Annotated in this window: 21 protein-coding genes and 4 pseudogenes; 14 read left to right on the top strand and 11 right to left on the bottom strand. The window is 64.9% G+C overall.

The window, feature by feature from the left end; genetic code table 11:
* Positions 1-264 precede the first annotated feature (264 nt).
* The 5 genes and pseudogenes from ACYDAT_RS09885 (at position 265) to ACYDAT_RS09865 (ending at position 2548) form a co-directional block, all read left to right on the top strand.
* Positions 265-489 carry a DUF433 domain-containing protein gene (locus tag ACYDAT_RS09885; protein WP_081129991.1) on the top strand — a complete coding sequence of 75 codons (225 nt, stop codon included), beginning with the start codon at positions 265-267 and terminating at the stop codon, positions 487-489.
* Positions 489-662 (top strand): DUF5615 family PIN-like protein, encoded by a 174-nt coding sequence (locus tag ACYDAT_RS09880; protein WP_461449869.1) that lies wholly within the window; start codon positions 489-491, stop codon positions 660-662. The genes ACYDAT_RS09885 and ACYDAT_RS09880 overlap by 1 nt, the downstream gene beginning before the upstream one ends.
* A 145-nt stretch (positions 663-807) precedes the next feature.
* Positions 808-963 (top strand): annotated as a pseudogene (locus ACYDAT_RS09875) (hypothetical protein); the annotation flags it as partial.
* Positions 964-1086: 123 nt separating this feature from the next.
* Positions 1087-1419, top strand: coding sequence for an FkbM family methyltransferase (locus ACYDAT_RS09870; protein WP_461449867.1), 333 nt, complete (start codon positions 1087-1089; stop codon positions 1417-1419).
* Between the two features lie 475 nt (positions 1420-1894).
* Positions 1895-2548 (top strand): hypothetical protein, encoded by a 654-nt coding sequence (locus tag ACYDAT_RS09865; protein ID WP_461449865.1) that lies wholly within the window; start codon positions 1895-1897, stop codon positions 2546-2548.
* 17 nt (positions 2549-2565) lie between these two features.
* Here the strand turns inward: ACYDAT_RS09865 and ACYDAT_RS09860 are convergent.
* The 4 genes and pseudogenes from ACYDAT_RS09860 to relB (ACYDAT_RS09845) all read right to left on the bottom strand — a co-directional run.
* A pseudogene (locus ACYDAT_RS09860) lies at positions 2566-2775 on the bottom strand (transposase domain-containing protein); the annotation flags it as partial.
* Positions 2776-2880: 105 nt separating this feature from the next.
* A pseudogene (locus ACYDAT_RS09855) lies at positions 2881-3072 on the bottom strand (IS4-like element ISCARN115 family transposase); the annotation flags it as partial.
* Positions 3073-3376: 304 nt separating this feature from the next.
* Entirely contained in the window at positions 3377-3715 is a 339-nt protein-coding gene (locus ACYDAT_RS09850; RefSeq protein WP_461449863.1) for a type II toxin-antitoxin system RelE family toxin, read from the bottom strand.
* Complete coding sequence (gene relB, locus ACYDAT_RS09845) at positions 3699-3926, bottom strand: type II toxin-antitoxin system RelB family antitoxin (protein ID WP_461449861.1); 228 nt, start codon at positions 3924-3926, stop codon at positions 3699-3701. The genes ACYDAT_RS09850 and relB (ACYDAT_RS09845) overlap by 17 nt, the downstream gene beginning before the upstream one ends.
* A 304-nt stretch (positions 3927-4230) precedes the next feature.
* Here relB (ACYDAT_RS09845) and ACYDAT_RS09840 point away from each other — a divergent pair, with 304 nt between their 5' ends.
* The 6 genes and pseudogenes from ACYDAT_RS09840 (at position 4231) to ACYDAT_RS09815 (ending at position 6743) form a co-directional block, all read left to right on the top strand.
* Positions 4231-4488, top strand: a complete 258-nt coding sequence (locus tag ACYDAT_RS09840; RefSeq protein ID WP_297900942.1) for a type II toxin-antitoxin system Phd/YefM family antitoxin — start codon at positions 4231-4233, stop codon at positions 4486-4488.
* Positions 4488-4907: a PIN domain-containing protein gene (locus ACYDAT_RS09835; protein ID WP_461449859.1), complete on the top strand. Its 420-nt coding sequence runs from the start codon at positions 4488-4490 to the stop codon at positions 4905-4907. Before ACYDAT_RS09840 ends, ACYDAT_RS09835 begins: the two co-directional genes overlap by 1 nt.
* Before the next feature lie 85 nt (positions 4908-4992).
* On the top strand, positions 4993-5181 hold the full coding sequence (locus ACYDAT_RS09830) for an FkbM family methyltransferase (protein ID WP_461449857.1): 189 nt from the start codon (positions 4993-4995) through the stop codon (positions 5179-5181).
* 447 nt (positions 5182-5628) lie between these two features.
* Positions 5629-5823, top strand: a complete 195-nt coding sequence (relB, locus tag ACYDAT_RS09825) for a type II toxin-antitoxin system RelB family antitoxin (protein WP_461449855.1) — start codon at positions 5629-5631, stop codon at positions 5821-5823.
* Positions 5823-6097: pseudogene (locus ACYDAT_RS09820) on the top strand (type II toxin-antitoxin system RelE/ParE family toxin). The gene relB (ACYDAT_RS09825) and the pseudogene ACYDAT_RS09820 overlap by 1 nt, the downstream one beginning before the upstream one ends.
* 508 nt (positions 6098-6605) lie before the next feature.
* Positions 6606-6743, top strand: coding sequence for a hypothetical protein (locus tag ACYDAT_RS09815; protein WP_461449854.1), 138 nt, complete (start codon positions 6606-6608; stop codon positions 6741-6743).
* Positions 6744-6782: 39 nt separating this feature from the next.
* Here ACYDAT_RS09815 and ACYDAT_RS09810 read toward each other — a convergent pair whose 3' ends face one another.
* The 3 genes from ACYDAT_RS09810 to ACYDAT_RS09800 all read right to left on the bottom strand — a co-directional run bounded on the left by ACYDAT_RS09810 (position 6783) and on the right by ACYDAT_RS09800 (position 7893).
* On the bottom strand, positions 6783-7121 hold the full coding sequence (locus ACYDAT_RS09810; RefSeq protein ID WP_461449852.1) for a type II toxin-antitoxin system ChpB family toxin: 339 nt from the start codon (positions 7119-7121) through the stop codon (positions 6783-6785).
* The gene (locus ACYDAT_RS09805) at positions 7121-7372 is read right to left on the bottom strand and encodes an AbrB/MazE/SpoVT family DNA-binding domain-containing protein (RefSeq protein ID WP_461449850.1); all 252 of its coding nucleotides are present in this window, start codon (positions 7370-7372) and stop codon (positions 7121-7123) included. The genes ACYDAT_RS09810 and ACYDAT_RS09805 overlap by 1 nt, the downstream gene beginning before the upstream one ends.
* A 293-nt stretch (positions 7373-7665) precedes the next feature.
* Positions 7666-7893: a hypothetical protein gene (locus ACYDAT_RS09800; RefSeq protein WP_461449848.1), complete on the bottom strand. Its 228-nt coding sequence runs from the start codon at positions 7891-7893 to the stop codon at positions 7666-7668.
* A 97-nt stretch (positions 7894-7990) separates the two neighbouring features.
* Here ACYDAT_RS09800 and ACYDAT_RS09795 point away from each other — a divergent pair, with 97 nt between their 5' ends.
* Positions 7991-8221 carry a type II toxin-antitoxin system HicB family antitoxin gene (locus ACYDAT_RS09795; RefSeq protein WP_461449846.1) on the top strand — a complete coding sequence of 77 codons (231 nt, stop codon included), beginning with the start codon at positions 7991-7993 and terminating at the stop codon, positions 8219-8221.
* Between the two features lie 530 nt (positions 8222-8751).
* A complete protein-coding gene (locus tag ACYDAT_RS09790; RefSeq protein WP_461440012.1) occupies positions 8752-9951 on the top strand; it encodes a glycosyltransferase family 4 protein in 1200 nt (399 codons plus the stop codon).
* Positions 9952-10026: 75 nt separating this feature from the next.
* On the opposite strand, the gene mazF is transcribed toward ACYDAT_RS09790, so the two are convergent.
* Complete coding sequence (gene mazF, locus ACYDAT_RS09785) at positions 10027-10365, bottom strand: endoribonuclease MazF (protein WP_461440013.1); 339 nt, start codon at positions 10363-10365, stop codon at positions 10027-10029.
* 82 nt (positions 10366-10447) lie between these two features.
* Positions 10448-10819: an AbrB/MazE/SpoVT family DNA-binding domain-containing protein gene (locus ACYDAT_RS09780; RefSeq protein WP_461441707.1), complete on the bottom strand. Its 372-nt coding sequence runs from the start codon at positions 10817-10819 to the stop codon at positions 10448-10450.
* A gap of 370 nt (positions 10820-11189) precedes the next feature.
* Here ACYDAT_RS09780 and fcl point away from each other — a divergent pair, with 370 nt between their 5' ends.
* Positions 11190-12137 (top strand): GDP-L-fucose synthase, encoded by a 948-nt coding sequence (gene fcl, locus ACYDAT_RS09775; RefSeq protein WP_461449844.1) that lies wholly within the window; start codon positions 11190-11192, stop codon positions 12135-12137.
* 317 nt (positions 12138-12454) lie between these two features.
* Here the strand turns inward: fcl and ACYDAT_RS09770 are convergent, their stop codons facing one another.
* Together ACYDAT_RS09770 and ACYDAT_RS09765 are read right to left on the bottom strand one after the other, a co-directional pair.
* Positions 12455-15757, bottom strand: coding sequence for an IPT/TIG domain-containing protein (locus ACYDAT_RS09770; protein ID WP_461449842.1), 3303 nt, complete (start codon positions 15755-15757; stop codon positions 12455-12457).
* The gene (locus ACYDAT_RS09765) at positions 15754-16242 is read right to left on the bottom strand and encodes a hypothetical protein (RefSeq protein ID WP_461449840.1); all 489 of its coding nucleotides are present in this window, start codon (positions 16240-16242) and stop codon (positions 15754-15756) included. Before ACYDAT_RS09765 ends, ACYDAT_RS09770 begins: the two co-directional genes overlap by 4 nt.
* Between the last annotated feature and the right edge of the window lie 83 nt (positions 16243-16325).

Genomic DNA, 16325 nt, shown 5'->3' with positions numbered 1-16325 from the left:
CGGACAAGGACACCGCCTGGGCCTTGAAATCATCGGTATAGATACGACGCGGAATCGATTGCATGGTGAGCTCCAAGTAGCGGGAAAAGTATCGCTTCTTGGGCTCCGGTATGACGGGGCAGCTTCATGGTGACGTTCTTTCGCAGGCATGACGGAGATCATGCATCGGGTGGCAGCAGCGCGCACGAGCCTGTGCTTGTCCGCACAAGCGCCGCTGGAGCACACTGCACAGGCCCGTCGTGCAGCCTGATCAGGAGCATTGCCATGAGTGAGCTACATCGGATTACCGTGAATTCCGAACAGCTCGGAGGCCGTCCGTGCATTCGTGGCTTGCGACTGCGGGTGAAAGACGTGCTTGATCTGTTGGCCAGCGGTGCCAGCCGCGAAGAGATCCTGGCCGACTATCCCTACCTGGAGCCGGCTGACATCACGGCAGCGCTGGAGTTTGCCGCCATGCAGAGCGACCACCCCGTGCTGCGGGCTGCTTGATGCGCTTTCTGGTGGATGCACAGCTTCCGCCAGCGTTGGCGCGCCTGCTGGCGGATCGTGGCCATGTCGCGGAACATGTCGCCGATTGTGGTCTCGAACACGCATCTGATCGTGCGGTGTGGCTGCATGCGGGGGATAGCCACGCATGCATCATTACCAAGGGGAACCTCTAAAAACCCGACATCCCGGCTGTCATCCCCGCGTAGGCGGGGATCCAGCGACTTTAATCCCTTGAAAGCAAAGGCACTGGATTCCCGCTTTCGCGGGAATGACGATCAAAGGCGAGGTTTTTAGAGGTTCCCCAAGGATGAGGATTTCGCCGTGTATCGCATGATGCAGGCAAGTGGTCCTGCCGTGGTGTGGGTACGGCTGGGCAATACCAGCAAGCGGCAGTTGCTGGTCTGGTTCGATGCGCTGTTGCCTTCGATGATCGCTGCGCTGGAGCGCGGTGAAGTGCTGATCGAGGTGACCTGAGCGTCACCTGCAAAGCTCGCACGTGCTGCCGGTGATGCTGCGCAAGTTTCACGATGTGGCGCTGCCCATCGCATCGTGCGGCGCAATCCCGGATTCCGCTGCGCTGCATCCGGGCTGCCGGCCATGCCCGGACGGCAGCAGCACACCGCGGCGCGGTCGAGGTTCGCCGTCTGGGGGGGTGTGATCAAGCCAGAGCAGATCACCGCGCCGGCGCTGCTCAAGCTGGACGTGCAGGGCTACGAACTGCAGGCGCTGCGCGGGTGCGAGGCGTTGCTGGATCGCTTTCAGTACGTGTACTGCGAATGCTCGTTCGTCGAGCTGTACGCGGGCCAGGCGCTCGCCGACGAGGTGATCGCCTGGCTGCGCGAGCGCGGGCTGCGGCTGATCAGCGTGTACAACATGGCGAATGAAGAAGATGGCCGCGCGGTGCAGGCGGATTTTTTGTTTGGAAGGTGAGGTGGTCGGGTGGAAGATTCTTCGCTGCGCTCAGAATGACAAAGAGCGGGAAGGTTTGCGCGGGGAAGTCCACCTCGCTTCGGCGCATCGCCGGTGATGGCTGGCGCCGGGCCGCGTGGCGGCGCGCTCCGTTTCGACTCATCGCTGGCGGGGTCGTCATCGTCCTGATTCCTTCGAACGCATGGGAAGCGATGACGATGAGTTCTCTGGGATCAACATCACGGCGTCTTCGACGGAGAGGGCGTCATCGTCACCCGCCGCCGTCGGAAATCACGCAACGGCGGCCTGAGGTTCGTGGCGAATCAAGTTAGCATTTGCAAATGTTCACTTTTGAGCGATCAAGCACGTCAAACTGGAATAAATACAAGATTTACAATGAGTTGGTCTCTGCCTCAAATATACCGGGTAGCAGATGCGCGCTATGGATGTTGGGTAACGCACAGAAGCCAAAATGCGCACGCATATAGGTTCCAGCATGTTATATGATTTCTTGATTTCGAATCGCGATGAATTGATCCGTCGTTGCAGGAGCGAGGAGGCGATGAGGCATGCGCCCCAGAAGCTCGCAGCCATTGATCACGGGGTGCCACTGTTTCTTCAGCAACTCGCCGATATACTTCTTCTCGAGCGATCATCACTCAACCGGGAAGTTACCAAATCGGAATCTGCACCATCGGCGTCACCAGTCGGACGTGCTGCTGCCTTGCATGGTGCTGAATTGTTACATCTTGGGTTCTCGATGGACCAGTTGGTTCATGGATATGGTGATGTTTGTCAATCGATAATGAATCTGGCCATAGAAGAGAAGTATCCAATCACATCCGAGGAGTTTCGTACACTTAATCGTTGCCTTGACGGTGCGATTGCGGACGCCGTTACGGCCTTTGGATCGGCTCGCCAGGTCTCGAGCAATGACGATGCGGAATCCTTGTGCACGCAATTGGACACTATTTCGGAAGAGCATCGGCGGCTGGTATTTGTCGCCACTCAAGCCTATTCGTCTATCAGATCCGGGCAAGTCGGTGTAACCGGACCGACGAGCAACCTGCTTATGTTTGCATTGGACGAACTGCGACATATGGCAGAGCGGACCATCCCCGATATAAACGCGGCACAACGTAAGCGGTAACTCAGCGGCGTCCTTGCCTACCCGGCATCGATGGCGTACAGGTTCAAGTCCAGCGCGTTCTGCGCGAAGTGCTGCTTCCACTGGCGCGGGGTGAATTCGGCAACGCGCGTAACGGGATTCTGGCCGACGCGCTGCAGCACATCGACCAGATATAGGTAATGGGGGTCGATGCCGTGCAGGCGGCAGGTGACGATCACGCTCTGCACGATGCCAACCTGTTTGGCGCCGAATTAGAGACGTGTGAACACGTCCTCGTTATTGCGGTCTGGGTGAAGCCCATCCAGCGAGCGTGCGCCTGATGCATAAGTGGTTTGGTCGTAAGCGAGCGCCCACGCCTGGTGCAGGAACATGGCCAGTGTTTCCGTGGGTGGAAACAGTCGCTCGCGATGCGCTGGCAACAGCGCTTCCAGCGGATCGAACAGCTCCGGGCCGGTGAGGATGTTGAAGAACGTAAAAGCGTCCGATTGTCCGAGCTGGCGGCGAATCTGCTGTTGCTGAAGAATGACATGACGGCTACGCTGCATCAGGGCTGGCCTCGGGGGGTGAGTGGTATGTCTGGCGACGCCACCTTATCACTCGAGCCAGCTCTTCTTGCTTGTTAGATCAGTGGGTTATGGCTTAAATAAGTGCCATTCGGGTCAGAGCCCGTTCTTCTGCGAGATGCCCAGCATGACCAGCGCCGCTGGTCTGGGTGATGCCGCTTTGCCGCGTTTCTCTTGGCGCGCTCATCGGTAGGGAACCTCTAAAAACCTCGCCTTTGATCGTCATTCCCGCGAAAGCGGGAGGCGCTTCACAAACAGCGAAGCTGGTCATCCAGTGCCTTTGCTTTCAAGGGATTAAAGTCGCTGGATCCCCGCCTACGCGGGGATGACAGCCGGGATGTCGGGTTTTTAGAGGTTCCCGGTAGACTTCACGTCGATTGCCGATATCGATGACCAGGATGCGCGGCGCGTCGTCTTGAATGTCGCAGAGGACTCGATAATCGCCGACCCGATAGCGCCAGTACGCACCGAGCTGGGGTCCGGTCAACGCTTTGCCAGTGGCGCGTGGGTTCCCCCGGCCAGCGATGCGCGCATCCATGAAGTCGAGGATGCGCCGCGCGGTCGGTTTGTCGAGTTTGCGAAGCCGCTTTCTGGCCGTGTCGGTGTAGTCAATCGTCCAGGCCAAGGTCTTTCCTTACGTGCTCGGCGGAATAGACCTTCTCTTCGCCTTTGCGGATGCGCTCCATCGTCGCGGCGGTCAGGTAGTAGTCTTCCAGATCATCCAGACCGTTCGTGACCAGTTCCCGCAAGTAGTACGCCTTGGTGCGGCCCGTTTGTGTCGCCAGCCGATCCAGCCGTTGTTCGATGACGGGGTCAAGGCGGATGGAAATCGCCACGATCGTGCCCTCCGTGAATACGTGTATGCATTGTATCTCATGCGTTGGCCACGATGGTTCGACAAGACGACGTGGGTTCTCGTTGTCATCCTGAGGGCGTAGCCCGAAGGATCTCAACGCTGCGGCTTGCCGAAGCGCGAGATTCTTCGCCGCGCTCAGGATGACAAGAGGGGGTGGGGAGGTTGCGCGGGAACGATCCTTCGCTGCGCCCGGAATGACAAGGTTGGGCGTGATCGGGCATTCGGGCCATTGCAAATGCAGGGCGAATGTAGCAACATACCTACAATTTCCGCGAGGCTGCGTCATGACCACCACGACCATCACCAGCCGCGAGTTCAACCAGGACACCAGCGGCGCCAAGAAAGCAGCACGCAAGGGCCCGGTCTTCATCACCGACCGCGGTCGTGCCGCGCACGTGCTGCTCACCATCGACGACTTCCAGCGGCTGCAGGGCGCGCAGGGCAGCATCGTCGAGCTGCTGGCGATGCCAGGTGTTGCGGACGTCGCGTTCGATCCGCCGCGGCAGGCCGGTGCGTTCCAGCGGCCTGCTGACCTGTCCTGATGTACCTGCTGGACACCAACGTGATTTCGGAGCTGCGCAAGGCTGGTGCCGGCAAGGCCGACCGGCAGGTGACCGCGTGGGCGACCGGCGTGCAGCCATCGGTCCTGTTCCTGTCCGCGATCACGATCCTCGAGCTGGAGATCGGGGTCCTGCGAATCGAGCGGCGCGATGCCGCGCAGGGCGCCCTGCTGCGCGGTTGGTTGGCGAGTCACGTGCTGCCCGCGTTCGCCGATCGCATCCTGCCCATCGACACCGCGGTGGCGCAGCGCTGCGCGCGGCTGCATGTACCCGCGCCGCGGGCGGATCGCGATGCCCTGATCGCCGCCACCGCCCTGGTGCACGGGCTGACCGTCGTCACCCGCAACGTGGCGGACTTCGAGCCCACGGGAGTCCCGTTGCTCAACCCGTGGGAATCTTGAGAGGCCTGTTCTCATGCTGCGGCGCCGCCCGCGGGCGCCGCCCGCTCCGCGCATTCGACGCTTCGCCGACCTGAGGGATGAACGGATGCATCTGCTGATCCATGACTACGGCGGCCACGCCTTGATCGTATTGCTGAATCGTGGTCGGCTGGACGATGTGATCAGGCCGGAGGGCATTACCGCGCCGGCGCTGCTCAAGCTGGACGTGCAGGGCTACGAGCTGCAGGCGTTGCGCGGCTGCGAAACCTTGCTGGATGCGTTCGCGTGGGTGTAACTGCGAATGCTCGTTCGTCGAGCTGTACGCGGGCCAGGCGCTGGCCGACGAGGTGATCGCCTGGCTGCGCGCGCGGGTTCGCGGCTTACATCCGGGTGAATCGGATCGATTCATTGCGCCTGGCTGCGCGCGCACGGCTTCGCGCTGCTGGGCGCATACAACATGGCGAACGACCGCGATGGCCGCGCGGTGCAGGCGGATTTCTTGTTCGGGCGGCGGAAGCAAGAGCAAGAGATGCTTGGCTGCGCTCAGAATGACAAAGGTGGGCGGGAAGGTGTGCGCGGGGAAGATCCTTCGTTGCGCTCAGCAGACAACTGGCATGGTGGGACTGATGTGAATCCGGTTGTCTGCGGTTGCCAGAGGATTCGATAATGGAATCAGGCCGATCAGATCCCGCTCGACCTGCCAGAGCCGGCCGAACAACAAACCAATTGGTAACCTGCGACCATGAACACACGCCTTGACCCGCTGATTTCCGAGTTCGAGACCGAGGAGCAAGCGACCAGCTATGACCGCTGGTTGCGAGTCCAGGTGCAAGCCGCGCTCGATGACCCGCGGCCTGGCGTGCCGCACGATGAGGCGATGGCGCGCGTCCGAGCGACCATCGCGGCGGCGAGGCGCAAGCACCAGAAGCCGGCGTAATGCTGCCCCTTCGCTGGAGTGCCAAGGCGCTCGATGAACTGGACGCGATCGTGGCCTACATTGCGCGGTTCAATCCGGCTGCCGCCGAAGAACTGCAAGCCCTCATCGAGGCATCCGTGCTGCCGCTGTCGGACACCCCGATCTGTACCGCGCCGGCCGAGTCGCCGGTACGCGTGAGCTGGTTGTGCACCCGAATTACATTGTGATCTATCGGGTTCTGGCCGACCAAATCGAGATCGTCGGCGTTCTGCACGCGAACCGCGAGTACCCGTGAGGCACACGCCGCAGCCAGCGCCTGGCCCGAGCGCCGCAGCCGCAGCCGCAGCCGGTCAGATTCGCGCTGGCAGCGCGGCATGTTTTCCCGCATGCGCACATCGACTCATTTGAGCCATTGCCGGGGCCAGCAGCGACGTTTCGGCGTGTGTTCGCAGGTGATACGCAGGTGGTGCTGCGTCCGTACGCAATCGCGGACCAAGCAGCACGGCGCATATGCATGTGTCGGCGCGCGACGACTCGTCATCATTGCTGTCGATCAGTGCCGAACAGGAACGGATTTTCCCCGGCACGGCGGAAGCCGCGGTGGCCCACATCGAGGTGCGCAGGCTGGAGGGTGTGCTGCCGCGCGCGGACACATCGCCGCGCCGGCGCTGCTCAAGCCGGACGTGCAGGGCTACGAGCTGCAGGCGCTGCGCGGCTGCGCAAGCCTGCTGGATGCGTTCGCGTGGGTGTACTGCGAATGCTCGTTCGTCGAGCTGTACGCGGGCTAGGCGCTGGCGGATGAAGTGATCGCCTGGTTGCGCGCGCACGGGTTCGGGTTGCTGGGTGCGTACAACATGACGAACGACCGCGATGGCCGCGCGGTGCAGGCGGATTTTTTGGAGTATCCGGATTTGGCTGTTGGCAACCACACGGAGTGGTGATCGCAACAAGCCTGCCTTCCGTGTGGTCTTTCCGTTGGCTCATCCTAGCAGGGCTGTCAGGCGCCCAAGGGCGTCGTCAATGACTTCCTGCGGCGCGCGTTCAACCTTACGCGCCTTGCGGGCGGCCAGGTCGAGCATGCGGATCTTGTTCACCAGGGCGACGCCCTGGGTCTTGCAGCCGGTCCCGGTCAGCGACACGGCAAAGCCGGCGTAGCGTGCGAAGTCGCCGCCCTGGGTGATGGGCGCGATCAGCACGTCGCCGAGTTTGTTGAACTCCTTCGTCGTCAGGACCAGCGCCGGCCGCGTGCCGCGCTGCTCATGGCCGATGGCCGGGTCCAGCGGCACGGTCACGATGTCGCCTCGGTCGAAGCCCGCCATCAGAGAACTTCGCCGCCCATGGGCTTCGCCACATCCCACAGCGACAGGTCGGCCGGCGGCGGCGCCTTCAGGTCGCACTGCGCGATCATGTCGGCCAGGTTGAACTTGCGCTTCGGTATCAGGACGATCTTGCCGTCGGCTGTGGTGTCCAGCGAGAGGTGCTGTCCAACGCCGATGCCCAGATCCCTCAGGACGGGTGGCGGCATAACCAGCGCGGTGCTATTGCCCATCTTCTTCAGCACAACGTCCATTCGCGACTCCGGTTAAACATTGTTGTACGGATTCTGGGGCGCCTTGCCTCGCATGTCAAACATTGCTTGACATGCGAACGCATCAAGGAACATCGTTTCCAGCGTGCGCCTATCCACGCCGACGTAGTTGCCGACCTGGAGCAGTTGGGCGGTATGCCATTTTGCGCAAGAAACCGCCGCAAAACGCGGATCCGGACACTACACCCGGCCCATCGGCGCACGCCGCTTCATCCGACAACGTTCACCGCATGGCTGCGCGGGAATTTCGCAACTTGCTCCGATGCAACGGGGGCTTAAGTTCGGAGCATTGAGGCCAGCCGGGCCAGGTTGGCCCGGCTGGCCAGCAGCGCCAGCGTGCCGGCAGTGCCCGGGTGCCCTGGTCGCAGCGCGGCAAGCATTAGATAGACCAGCAGCGCCAGCGCGCCACCGCCGGCCAGTGCCAGAGAGATCGCCGCGTGCCGCGGCCGGCGGCCCGCCGCGATGCGCTGGAAGTCAGTGGTGGCGTGGGCGATGCGTAGCATGCCGATAGACTATCCTTGCGCAACCGCGACCCCCGCGACGGATTTGCCTCTCAGCGGCAAATCCGGGGTTTGTTAAATGGGCTAAGATGATGCAGCCATGACAACGACCACCCTAGAGCGTGCAACATTCACTGCCGCAATCCGGCAAGCTGAAGGCTGGTGGTTCGGCTGGATCGAAGAAGTGCCGGGCGTCAACGCCCAAGAGCGCACGCGCGAGGACGTGCTCGCGTCGCTCCGTGTGTGCCTGGCCGAGGCGCTCGAGATGAACCGGCGCGACGCGATCGAGGCCGCCGGCGAAGGTTTCGAGGAAGTGGTCGTCGCGGCGTGAAGCGCAGCGACCTGCTGCGGCATCTGCGCGCGCACGGCTGTGCGCTGCTCCGTGAAGGCGGCAAGCATTCCTGATGATGGAATCCGGTCAGCGGTGCCCGTACCGCCGTGCCGCGCCACACGGAGATCGTCGACCCGCTCGCCCGCAAGATCTGCCGCGATCTCAGCATCGACCGGTACCCTGAACCCCAGCTTCTTCGCTGAGTCTTGCAAACCGAGCAATTGAGCACTAAGCGGTCTTGTTGAGTCGATGTCGCCGGCTCGGACCAGGGTATAAACCGCGCCCGGAGACCTCGTTCATTCATCGGTATCGTCGGTGTTCGGAGATCAACCGAAACACGTCGAGACGTCCGAGGGGTTAGTCAGGTTCTCTCCGGGTGGCGACCCGTTGCCTACCGCTTCGCGCTGGCGTGGAACTTTTTCATACCATGACAAGGAACGGCCGGATGACAACGGGGAGTGCCCGGCAATGACGCCGCGCCTTGTGCTTGCGCGGTTAAGCTTGCAACTCGTTGCGCGATGGAGACCGGAATGCACTTGCTGATCCATGACTACGGCGGCCACGCCTTTATCGTGCAACTGGCGCGCGCGTTGGCGCGGCGCGGGCATCGGGTGACGCTGCTGTACAACGCCTCCAATCCGACCACGCCCAAGGGCGGGCTGACGCGGCGCGGCGATGACCCGGATGAACTGCTGATCGAGGGCATCGCGTTGCCGCGGCCGGTGGACAAGCGCGCGTTCGTGCGGCGCTGGCGGCTGGAGCGCCTGTATGGCCGGCGCCTGGCCGCGCGCGTCGCGGCGCTCAAGCCTGATGTGGTGATGTGCGCCAACGCGCCGCTGGATGCGGTGCGCGCGCTGGATGCGGCGTGCCATGCGCAGGGCATTCCGTGGGTGTTCTGGCTGCAGGATCTGGTCGGCGAGGCCACCGATCGCGTGTTGCGCGCGCGCCTGCCGCTGGCGGGTGGCTGGATCGGCGCGCATTACAAGCGCGTGGAAGCCGGCCTGCTGGCGCGCAGCGCGGCGGTGGTGGGCATCACCGAGGATTTCCGCGCGCCGGCGCTGGCGGCGGGCGTGGCCGCGGCGCGCTACACCACCATCCCCAACTGGGCGCCGCTGGACGAGGTGCGGCCGCGCGCCAAGGACAATCTGTGGGCGCAGGCGGCGGGGCTGGAGCGCAAGATGGTGTTTCTGTACTCGGGCACGCTGGGCTTCAAGCACAACCCTGATTTGCTGCTGGCGTTGGCCAAGGCCTTTGCCGCCGATCACGACGTGGAAGTCGTGGTCAATTCGCAGGGCGCGCCGGCCGACTGGCTGCGCGCGCAGGCCGCGGCGGCAGGGCTGCGCAACCTGCGCGTGAATCCGTTTCAGCCCTACGAAATGATGTCCGATGTGCTGGCCAGCGCCGATGTGCTGGTGAGCATCCTCGAACCCGATGCCGGGGTGTATTCGGTGCCGTCCAAGGTGCTGAGCTACCACTGCGCCGGCCGCGCGATGCTGCTGGCGGTGCCGGCCGACAACCTCGCCGCGCGCATCGTGGTGGCGGAGGGCAGCGGCCTGGTGGCCGACCCGCGCGACGAAGCCGCGTTCATCGCCGCCGCGCGCACGCTGCGCGAAGACCACGCCGCGCGCCAGGCGATGGCCGCGCGCGCCCGCGCCTACGCCGAGCGCACGTTCGATCTGGCCGCGATCACCGACCGCTTCGAGGCGGTGTTGCGCGACTGCGTGGGGTGATGACGCTCGCCTCGGCAGGATCCTGATTGGGACTAGCGCGCGGATCGGTCACTGTTGCGCCTGCCGAACGGGACATCAAGGCCTGCCGATCAAGGCGATGGCCTTCCTGCGCACTTCGGCCAGCGCGGAGGGCGCAACCTTGCCCTTGAATTTGGCCTTGCGCCGCGTCCAGTCCAGGCTTTTCACCTGATCGGCGAGGATCGCCCCCGGCTTGCTGCCGGCAACGACCACCTCGAACGGGTAACCCTTGATCTGCGTCGTCATCGGACAGCACAGCATCAGGCCGGTGCGCAGGTTGTACGCAGCAGGACTCAGCACGACGGCCGGGCGATGCCCGGCCTGCTCATGGCCGGCCTGCGGATCGAAATGCAGCCAGACCATGTCGCCGGCGTCAGGCACATATGGCTTCTTCATGGGCCGATGTCGGCGGCGGCGTGTTGTGCTCGCGTGAACCCGACGCGATGCGCGGACCTGGATTCATGTATCGCGTGGCGCATCAAAACGCCTCGTTGCCGACGGCCGCACCGAAGTTCGCTTCGGCGTGCAGGTTGTCGGGAGTGATGCCGGCAACGAGTGCGTCCAGATCGTCGTCCTCCGCGCGCACCGGCACGATCACGATGCAGCCTCCTTCTTCGCGCACCTCTGCCGTGGCATCCAGACGCAGCTTGGCCGCAGCCATGATCGCGGCCGGAATGCGTACCGCCGCGCTGTTGCCCCACTTCTTCACGGTGACTCGCATCGTGCACCTCGCCTGCTTGGGTATCGTGTCGGAGTGGATACTAGGGCAATGCTCCGCCATGTAGCAACAATGGCGATACATGGCGACCGGTGGCGTCCGCGGTGCGGATTTGCTGTCCGTGGTCTGCATGCCGCATACGCAATCGCGATCAGGTATCGAGAATGATCGGGCTGTCATTCCCGCGCAAAGCCCGCCCCCGCGAAGGCCGGGTCGGGAATCGTTTCTTGACGGCGAAGCGGATCACCCCTGGCTTCCTGAAATCACTGGATCCCCGTCCCCGACACATGCATTCGGGGATGACGTTCCTGCGCGGGGATGACGGCACAAAAAAAGAAAGGCGCATTGCCGGAGCAAGGCTGGATGCAGCGATCGATGGCATTTGGTCGCGCCGAGGGCCAAGGTCCAACGCCACGCGCCGGCCGCTGCCTGTGCCGGGCTTGGACAGCCGGAATGCATTGGACTCACAATGTCTGCTTATGGATCGGAAAGGGGACGACTGATGCAGAAGCGCGACCGGATTTTCGTGGCGGGCCATCGTGGCCTGGTGGGCTCGGCGGTGGTGCGTGCATTGCGCGCACAGGGCTTCGAGAACCTGTTGTTGCGCACGCGCGCCGAGATGGACCTGACCGATCAGGCGGCGGTGTATCGCTTCTTCGAGGCGCAGCGTCCGGACTATGTGTTTCTGGTGGCGGGCAAGGTCGGCGGCATTCTCGCCAATAGCAGTTACCCGGCGGATTTCATCCGCGACAATTTGATGATCCAGTCCAACGTGATCGATGCCGCGCACCGCTATGGCGCGCGCAAGCTGCTGGATCTGGGTTCCTCGTGCATTTATCCGAAGCACGCGCCGCAGCCGATGACCGAGGATTGCCTGTTGTCGGGCGCGCTGGAGCCGAGCAACGAGTGGTACGCGGTGGCCAAGATCGCCGGCCTGAAGATGTGCCAGGCCTACCGCCGCCAGCATGGCTTCGATGCGATCAGCCTGATGCCGACCAATCTGTACGGGCCGGGCGACAATTTCGACCTCGACAGCTCGCACGTGCTGCCGGCGATGCTGCGCAAGTTTCACGATGCCAAGCTGCGCGGCGACGATCACGTGATGCTGTGGGGCACCGGCACGCCGCGGCGCGAGTTTCTGCACGTGGACGATCTGGCGCGCGCCTGCCTGTACGTGATGGAGCAGTACGAGGGCGAGGCGTTTCTCAATGTGGGCGTGGGCGTGGACGTGAGCATCCGCGAGCTGGCCGGGATGGTGCAGGAAGTGGTGGGCTTCAACGGCCGCATTGACTGGGACGCGAGCAAGCCCGATGGCACCCCGCGCAAGTTGCTGGATGTGAGCAAACTGCATGCGCTGGGCTGGACGGCGAGCATCCCGTTTCGCGAGGGCGTGGCGGCGACGTACCAGTGGTATCTGCAGCACCTCGCCAGCGCCAAGGCGGTGGCGTAGGCGCGCAGCGCGGTAGGGCCATGCCCGGCACAGGTGCGAACCGAACCCTCGGTCCCTCCCTCAGGGACTTCCGTTGCTCGTCTCCCGGCGGGAGAGGGATGCAGAGCGTTGGCCCTCCGACGTGGCGGGAGAGGGATGCAGAACGCTGGCCGACCGATCGCCACCGCGCGTGCTGGTTTCGGTTTTTCCGGGCGCGATGAATTGCACCTCGAGCGTGATGGTACGGCGATCACGCCTTCCGGCAAGTGCGTACCCTCACCCTCGATCCCTCTCCCGGCGGGAGAGGGATGCAAGGCGCTGGCCATTCGACGCGGCCGTCAGGCGCGGCGGCGTTGTGCCAGCAGCCACGGCAGATTCAGGCACGCCAGCAGCAACAGGCTGAACATGCCCAGACCGCCGCCGCCACCGGGCGCGGCGGGTGGTGCCGATACGGCGAAGGTGATCGCGGACGAAGTGCCGCCGCCGGGCGCGGATGTCGCCACCGTCACCGCGATGCTGCCGCCGGCGGCGAGATCGCCGGCCGGCACGCTCGCGTTCAACTGCGTGGCCGACACGTAGCTGGTGCTCAGCGCCTTGCCATTCCAGTCGATGGTCGAGACAGGGACGAAGTTGCTGCCGGTGGCGGTGATCGTCACGCTGCTGGCGCCGCCTTGCGCCGAGGTCGGCGAGATCGCGCTGAGGATCGGTGCCGGGTAATCCACCGCGAAGCTGGCGCTGGCGCTGCCGCCGCCCGGTGCCGGTGTCACCACCGACACGGTGACGTAGCCGCCGCTGGTCAGATCCGCCGCGGGCACACTGGCGGTCAGCGTGCTCCCCGACACGTAGCTCGTGGTCAGCGCGCTGCCGTTCCACTGCACCTTCGAGACCGGCTGGAAGCCGCTGCCATTCACGGTCAGGGTGAATGCCGCGCCGCCCATGGCCGCGGCGGCCGGTGACAGCGAGCTCACCGTGGGCGGCGGATAGGCGACGGTCAGATTGGCCCCCGCCGAGATGCCGCCTCCGGGGATCGGGTTGCTCACCACCAGCGTGTGCGTGCCGGACACCGCCAGCGTCGCCGCCGGGATGGTCACTTGCAGTTGCGTCGCGGACTGGTAGGTATCGGCCAGCGGCGCGCCATCCAGGCTCACGCTGCTGTTGCCGACAAAGCCGTTGCCATTGAGCGTGACCACGCTGGCGCTCGCGTCCAGGGTGAGCTGATTCGGACTGAGCGAGGTCAGTGTCGGCGTCGGGTTGTAGGCCGGCGAGCCGAGCCAGGCGCCACGCCCGTCGGTGGCGGCCTGCAGCACGGGTTGGTCGGGGTTCGAGGTATCGAACCACGCCAGTTGATTGACCGAAATGTTGGCTGGACCCTGGCTGCTGGCGCTCCAGCTCTGGCCATCATCGAGGCTGGCGTACACGCCGGTCAGCGTGCCGACGTAAAGGATTTGCGGGTAGGCCGGATGCGTGACCAGCGAGTACACCGGGCCGGGCGGCAACCCCGTGCCGATGCCGGTCCAGGTATTGCCGCCATCGGTGCTGACGAAGACATCGTCATCGGTGCTGAGAAATCCGGCGTAGGTGACATACACCGTGTTCGGCTGCCCCGGCTGCACCCAGAAACTGTTGACCATCAGGCTGTGCGCCGAGGTATCCGGCAGCGTGCTGCTGCCGGATTGCGTCCAGATCGGGGTGGCCGCGGTGGCATTGGTGGTATGCCAGACCTGACCGTTGTCGTAGCCCACCCACAGGTTGTTGTTGCTGGAGGGGTCCACGCCGATGGCGCTGATGTAATTGCCGCCGCTGCCCACTGGCAGGGTGATGCCGTTGAGCGAGGTCCAGGACGGGTTGGCATTCTGGATGTTGCTGCCCAGCCACAGCGAGGCTCCGCCACCCAGCATCTGCGTGGCCGCCGCGGTGCCGTTGGGCACCAGCGCCAGCGGCGCGATGAAGTTGGCGTTCTGGTTGGCGGTGTCCGGCGGCTCGGTGCTGTACTGCTGCGCGGTGCCGCCGGTGCTCGAGTAGAACAGGCTCAGGTTGGTGTATTCGCCATACAAGAAATTGCCGTCGGCCGGGTCCACCGCGGTCTGGCCGCCATCGCCGCCGAAGATCTGCTGCCAACTGTCCGGCTGCGGCGCGGCGCCGCTGACATAGCCGGTGTACAACTGCGTGCCGTTGTCCTGCGCGCCGGCCACGATCGGGGTGATCGGCGCGCCGTTGCTGCCGAGGTGGCTGGACGCGGTGGCGCCGGCGTGCCCGGCGATGGCATAGAACTGGGTCACCGCGAGGCCGCTGTTCTGCGCCAGCCAGTTGCTGGTGAACTGTCGGTAAAACCCGCCGTCGTTGCCGACATAAAACGCGTTGCTGGAGGCGCTCCAGGCGAAGGCGTGCTGGTCGGCGTGCAGATGGTTGGTACGGGCGTAGGCCTCGCCGGACATGGTCCAGGTGCTGCCGCCATCGGTGGAGCTGAAGATGTCGATGCCGCCGACGTAGATCGTCGGCGCGGTGCCGGAGGCATGCGGCAGCACGTCGATGACGTTGTCATAGCCGCCCTGGCATTCGACCGGGCTGCCGCTGAACGAGTTGTCGCACAGCGCGCCGACGGCGGTGCCGCTGACGGCGTTGACGAAGGCGCCGGTGCCGGCCAGCAGGGTCCAGGTCTGGCCATCGTTGATCGAGTGGTACACCTCGCCGCTGGGGCTGCTGCCGTTGTTGTTGTCCACCGAGGCGTACACCGATCCGGCGACGCTGGGGTCGAAGGCCAGCGCGCTGCGCCCACCGCCGGGCATGCCGCTGGCCGCGCTCCAGGTGGCGCCGGCGTTGGTGGAATAGACCACCGAGCCGTTGTAACTGTCGGCCACGGCGTCATTGGGGTTGTTCGGGTCGAACACCACGTCGAAACTGGTGCCGCTGCTGCCGGCGGCAGGCCACACCTGCGCCCAGGTGTTGCCGCCATCGGTGCTGCGCGCGATGCCTTGCAGGGTCGCGGCCAGCGCCACGCCGTTGCTGTTGGTGGCGATCGAGTTGATCACCGCCCAGAAGGCGTTGGCCGATGCCGGCGCGGTGCTGGAGATCGGCGTCCACGTGTTGCCGCCGTCCGTGGACATGAGCATGCCGCTGCCGGGCTGGAACTCGTTGAACGGGTCGCCGGTGCCGGCCAGCAGCGTGCCGCTGGGCAACTGCGCGATGGCGTCGACCGCGAGCGAGCCGGGAAATTCGCTGACCGCGCTCCACGAGCTGCCGCCATCGCTGCTCTGCCACAGGCCGCCGCCGGCGGCGCCGACGATCAGATGCTGGGCGTTGGACGGATCGATCCAGATGGTGTTGATGCGTCCGCCGACGTTGCCGGGGCCGATCTCGGTCCAGTTGATCTGTCCGGGCGCCGCGCTCGCCGCCGGGTTGGCGCCGGTGGGCTTGAGCGCGCTCGTCTGCGCGCGATGCTGCGCCAGCATGCGCGCGCGCGCGCGCAGCGCGGACTGGTACAGCGCGCCGTCATAGCCGCCGCCCGGCGCCGACAATTCACGTTGCTGCCAGGCGGCCACGGCGCGATCGCGCGCGGAGCGGTGCAGCGCGCCGGGCGCGGTCGCGGCGACGGCGGTCAGACTGGTCACGGCGAGCACGGCCCACCAAGGTATGCGTTTCATGCGGATCCTCCTGGAATGGTGACGACGGTGTGGACGGGTGCGATCAAATCGGTGCCGGCGGCGTCGCGCACGCGCAGCGTCAGCGCATAACGCGCCGGCGTCGTGGCGCGCAGCACGAAGCTGCACAGCGGGATGGCCGGAAGTGGGAAGCGCGCGCCCTGGGCCGGATGCACGACAGGGGGCGCGAGCGCCTGCAACGCGCAGAGCGCCGGGCTGATGGCGAGGCGCGGGTCAGTCGCGACCACGCTGACGCGCACCGCGCCCAGCGGCGCGCGCGCGTACAGATGCACGACGAGGTTGAGGCTGTGCGGCGTCATCGTGCGCGTGGCGATGCGCAGCGACAGCGCGGCGGCGGACGTGGTTGCCGCCGGCGTGGCGTGGGCGGAATGGCTTGTGTCTGGCGCGGCCATCGCGCAGCCCGCCAGCAGCAGCATGCCGGCGGTGGCTGACAGCCCGCGTGCGATCCGTGCGCAGCAACGTTCCAAGCCCACTCCCCCCGGTCTGCTTGCGGCGGCAGTGAAACACGCGTGCGCGCCCGCTTTCCACATACAAAATCGTAATCCGGTTG

The sequence above is a fragment of the Metallibacterium sp. genome (genome assembly GCF_054637675.1).
Note: the sequence above shows the minus strand (reverse complement) of the source record. Positions and strands in the feature narration are given on the sequence as shown.

Coding starts and splice junctions, on each gene's coding strand:
- ACYDAT_RS09885 (WP_081129991.1), top strand. CDS start 265: ATGAGTGAGCTACATCGGATTACCGTGAATTCCGAACAGCTCGGAGGC.
- ACYDAT_RS09880 (WP_461449869.1), top strand. CDS start 489: ATGCGCTTTCTGGTGGATGCACAGCTTCCGCCAGCGTTGGCGCGCCTG.
- ACYDAT_RS09870 (WP_461449867.1), top strand. CDS start 1,087: ATGCCCGGACGGCAGCAGCACACCGCGGCGCGGTCGAGGTTCGCCGTC.
- ACYDAT_RS09865 (WP_461449865.1), top strand. CDS start 1,895: ATGTTATATGATTTCTTGATTTCGAATCGCGATGAATTGATCCGTCGT.
- ACYDAT_RS09840 (WP_297900942.1), top strand. CDS start 4,231: ATGACCACCACGACCATCACCAGCCGCGAGTTCAACCAGGACACCAGC.
- ACYDAT_RS09835 (WP_461449859.1), top strand. CDS start 4,488: ATGTACCTGCTGGACACCAACGTGATTTCGGAGCTGCGCAAGGCTGGT.
- ACYDAT_RS09830 (WP_461449857.1), top strand. CDS start 4,993: ATGCATCTGCTGATCCATGACTACGGCGGCCACGCCTTGATCGTATTG.
- relB (WP_461449855.1), top strand. CDS start 5,629: ATGAACACACGCCTTGACCCGCTGATTTCCGAGTTCGAGACCGAGGAG.
- ACYDAT_RS09810 (WP_461449852.1), bottom strand. CDS start 7,121: ATGGCGGGCTTCGACCGAGGCGACATCGTGACCGTGCCGCTGGACCCG.
- ACYDAT_RS09805 (WP_461449850.1), bottom strand. CDS start 7,372: ATGGACGTTGTGCTGAAGAAGATGGGCAATAGCACCGCGCTGGTTATG.
- ACYDAT_RS09800 (WP_461449848.1), bottom strand. CDS start 7,893: ATGCTACGCATCGCCCACGCCACCACTGACTTCCAGCGCATCGCGGCG.
- ACYDAT_RS09795 (WP_461449846.1), top strand. CDS start 7,991: ATGACAACGACCACCCTAGAGCGTGCAACATTCACTGCCGCAATCCGG.
- ACYDAT_RS09790 (WP_461440012.1), top strand. CDS start 8,752: ATGCACTTGCTGATCCATGACTACGGCGGCCACGCCTTTATCGTGCAA.
- mazF (WP_461440013.1), bottom strand. CDS start 10,365: ATGAAGAAGCCATATGTGCCTGACGCCGGCGACATGGTCTGGCTGCAT.
- ACYDAT_RS09780 (WP_461441707.1), bottom strand. CDS start 10,819: ATGCAGACCACGGACAGCAAATCCGCACCGCGGACGCCACCGGTCGCC.
- fcl (WP_461449844.1), top strand. CDS start 11,190: ATGCAGAAGCGCGACCGGATTTTCGTGGCGGGCCATCGTGGCCTGGTG.
- ACYDAT_RS09770 (WP_461449842.1), bottom strand. CDS start 15,757: ATGAAACGCATACCTTGGTGGGCCGTGCTCGCCGTGACCAGTCTGACC.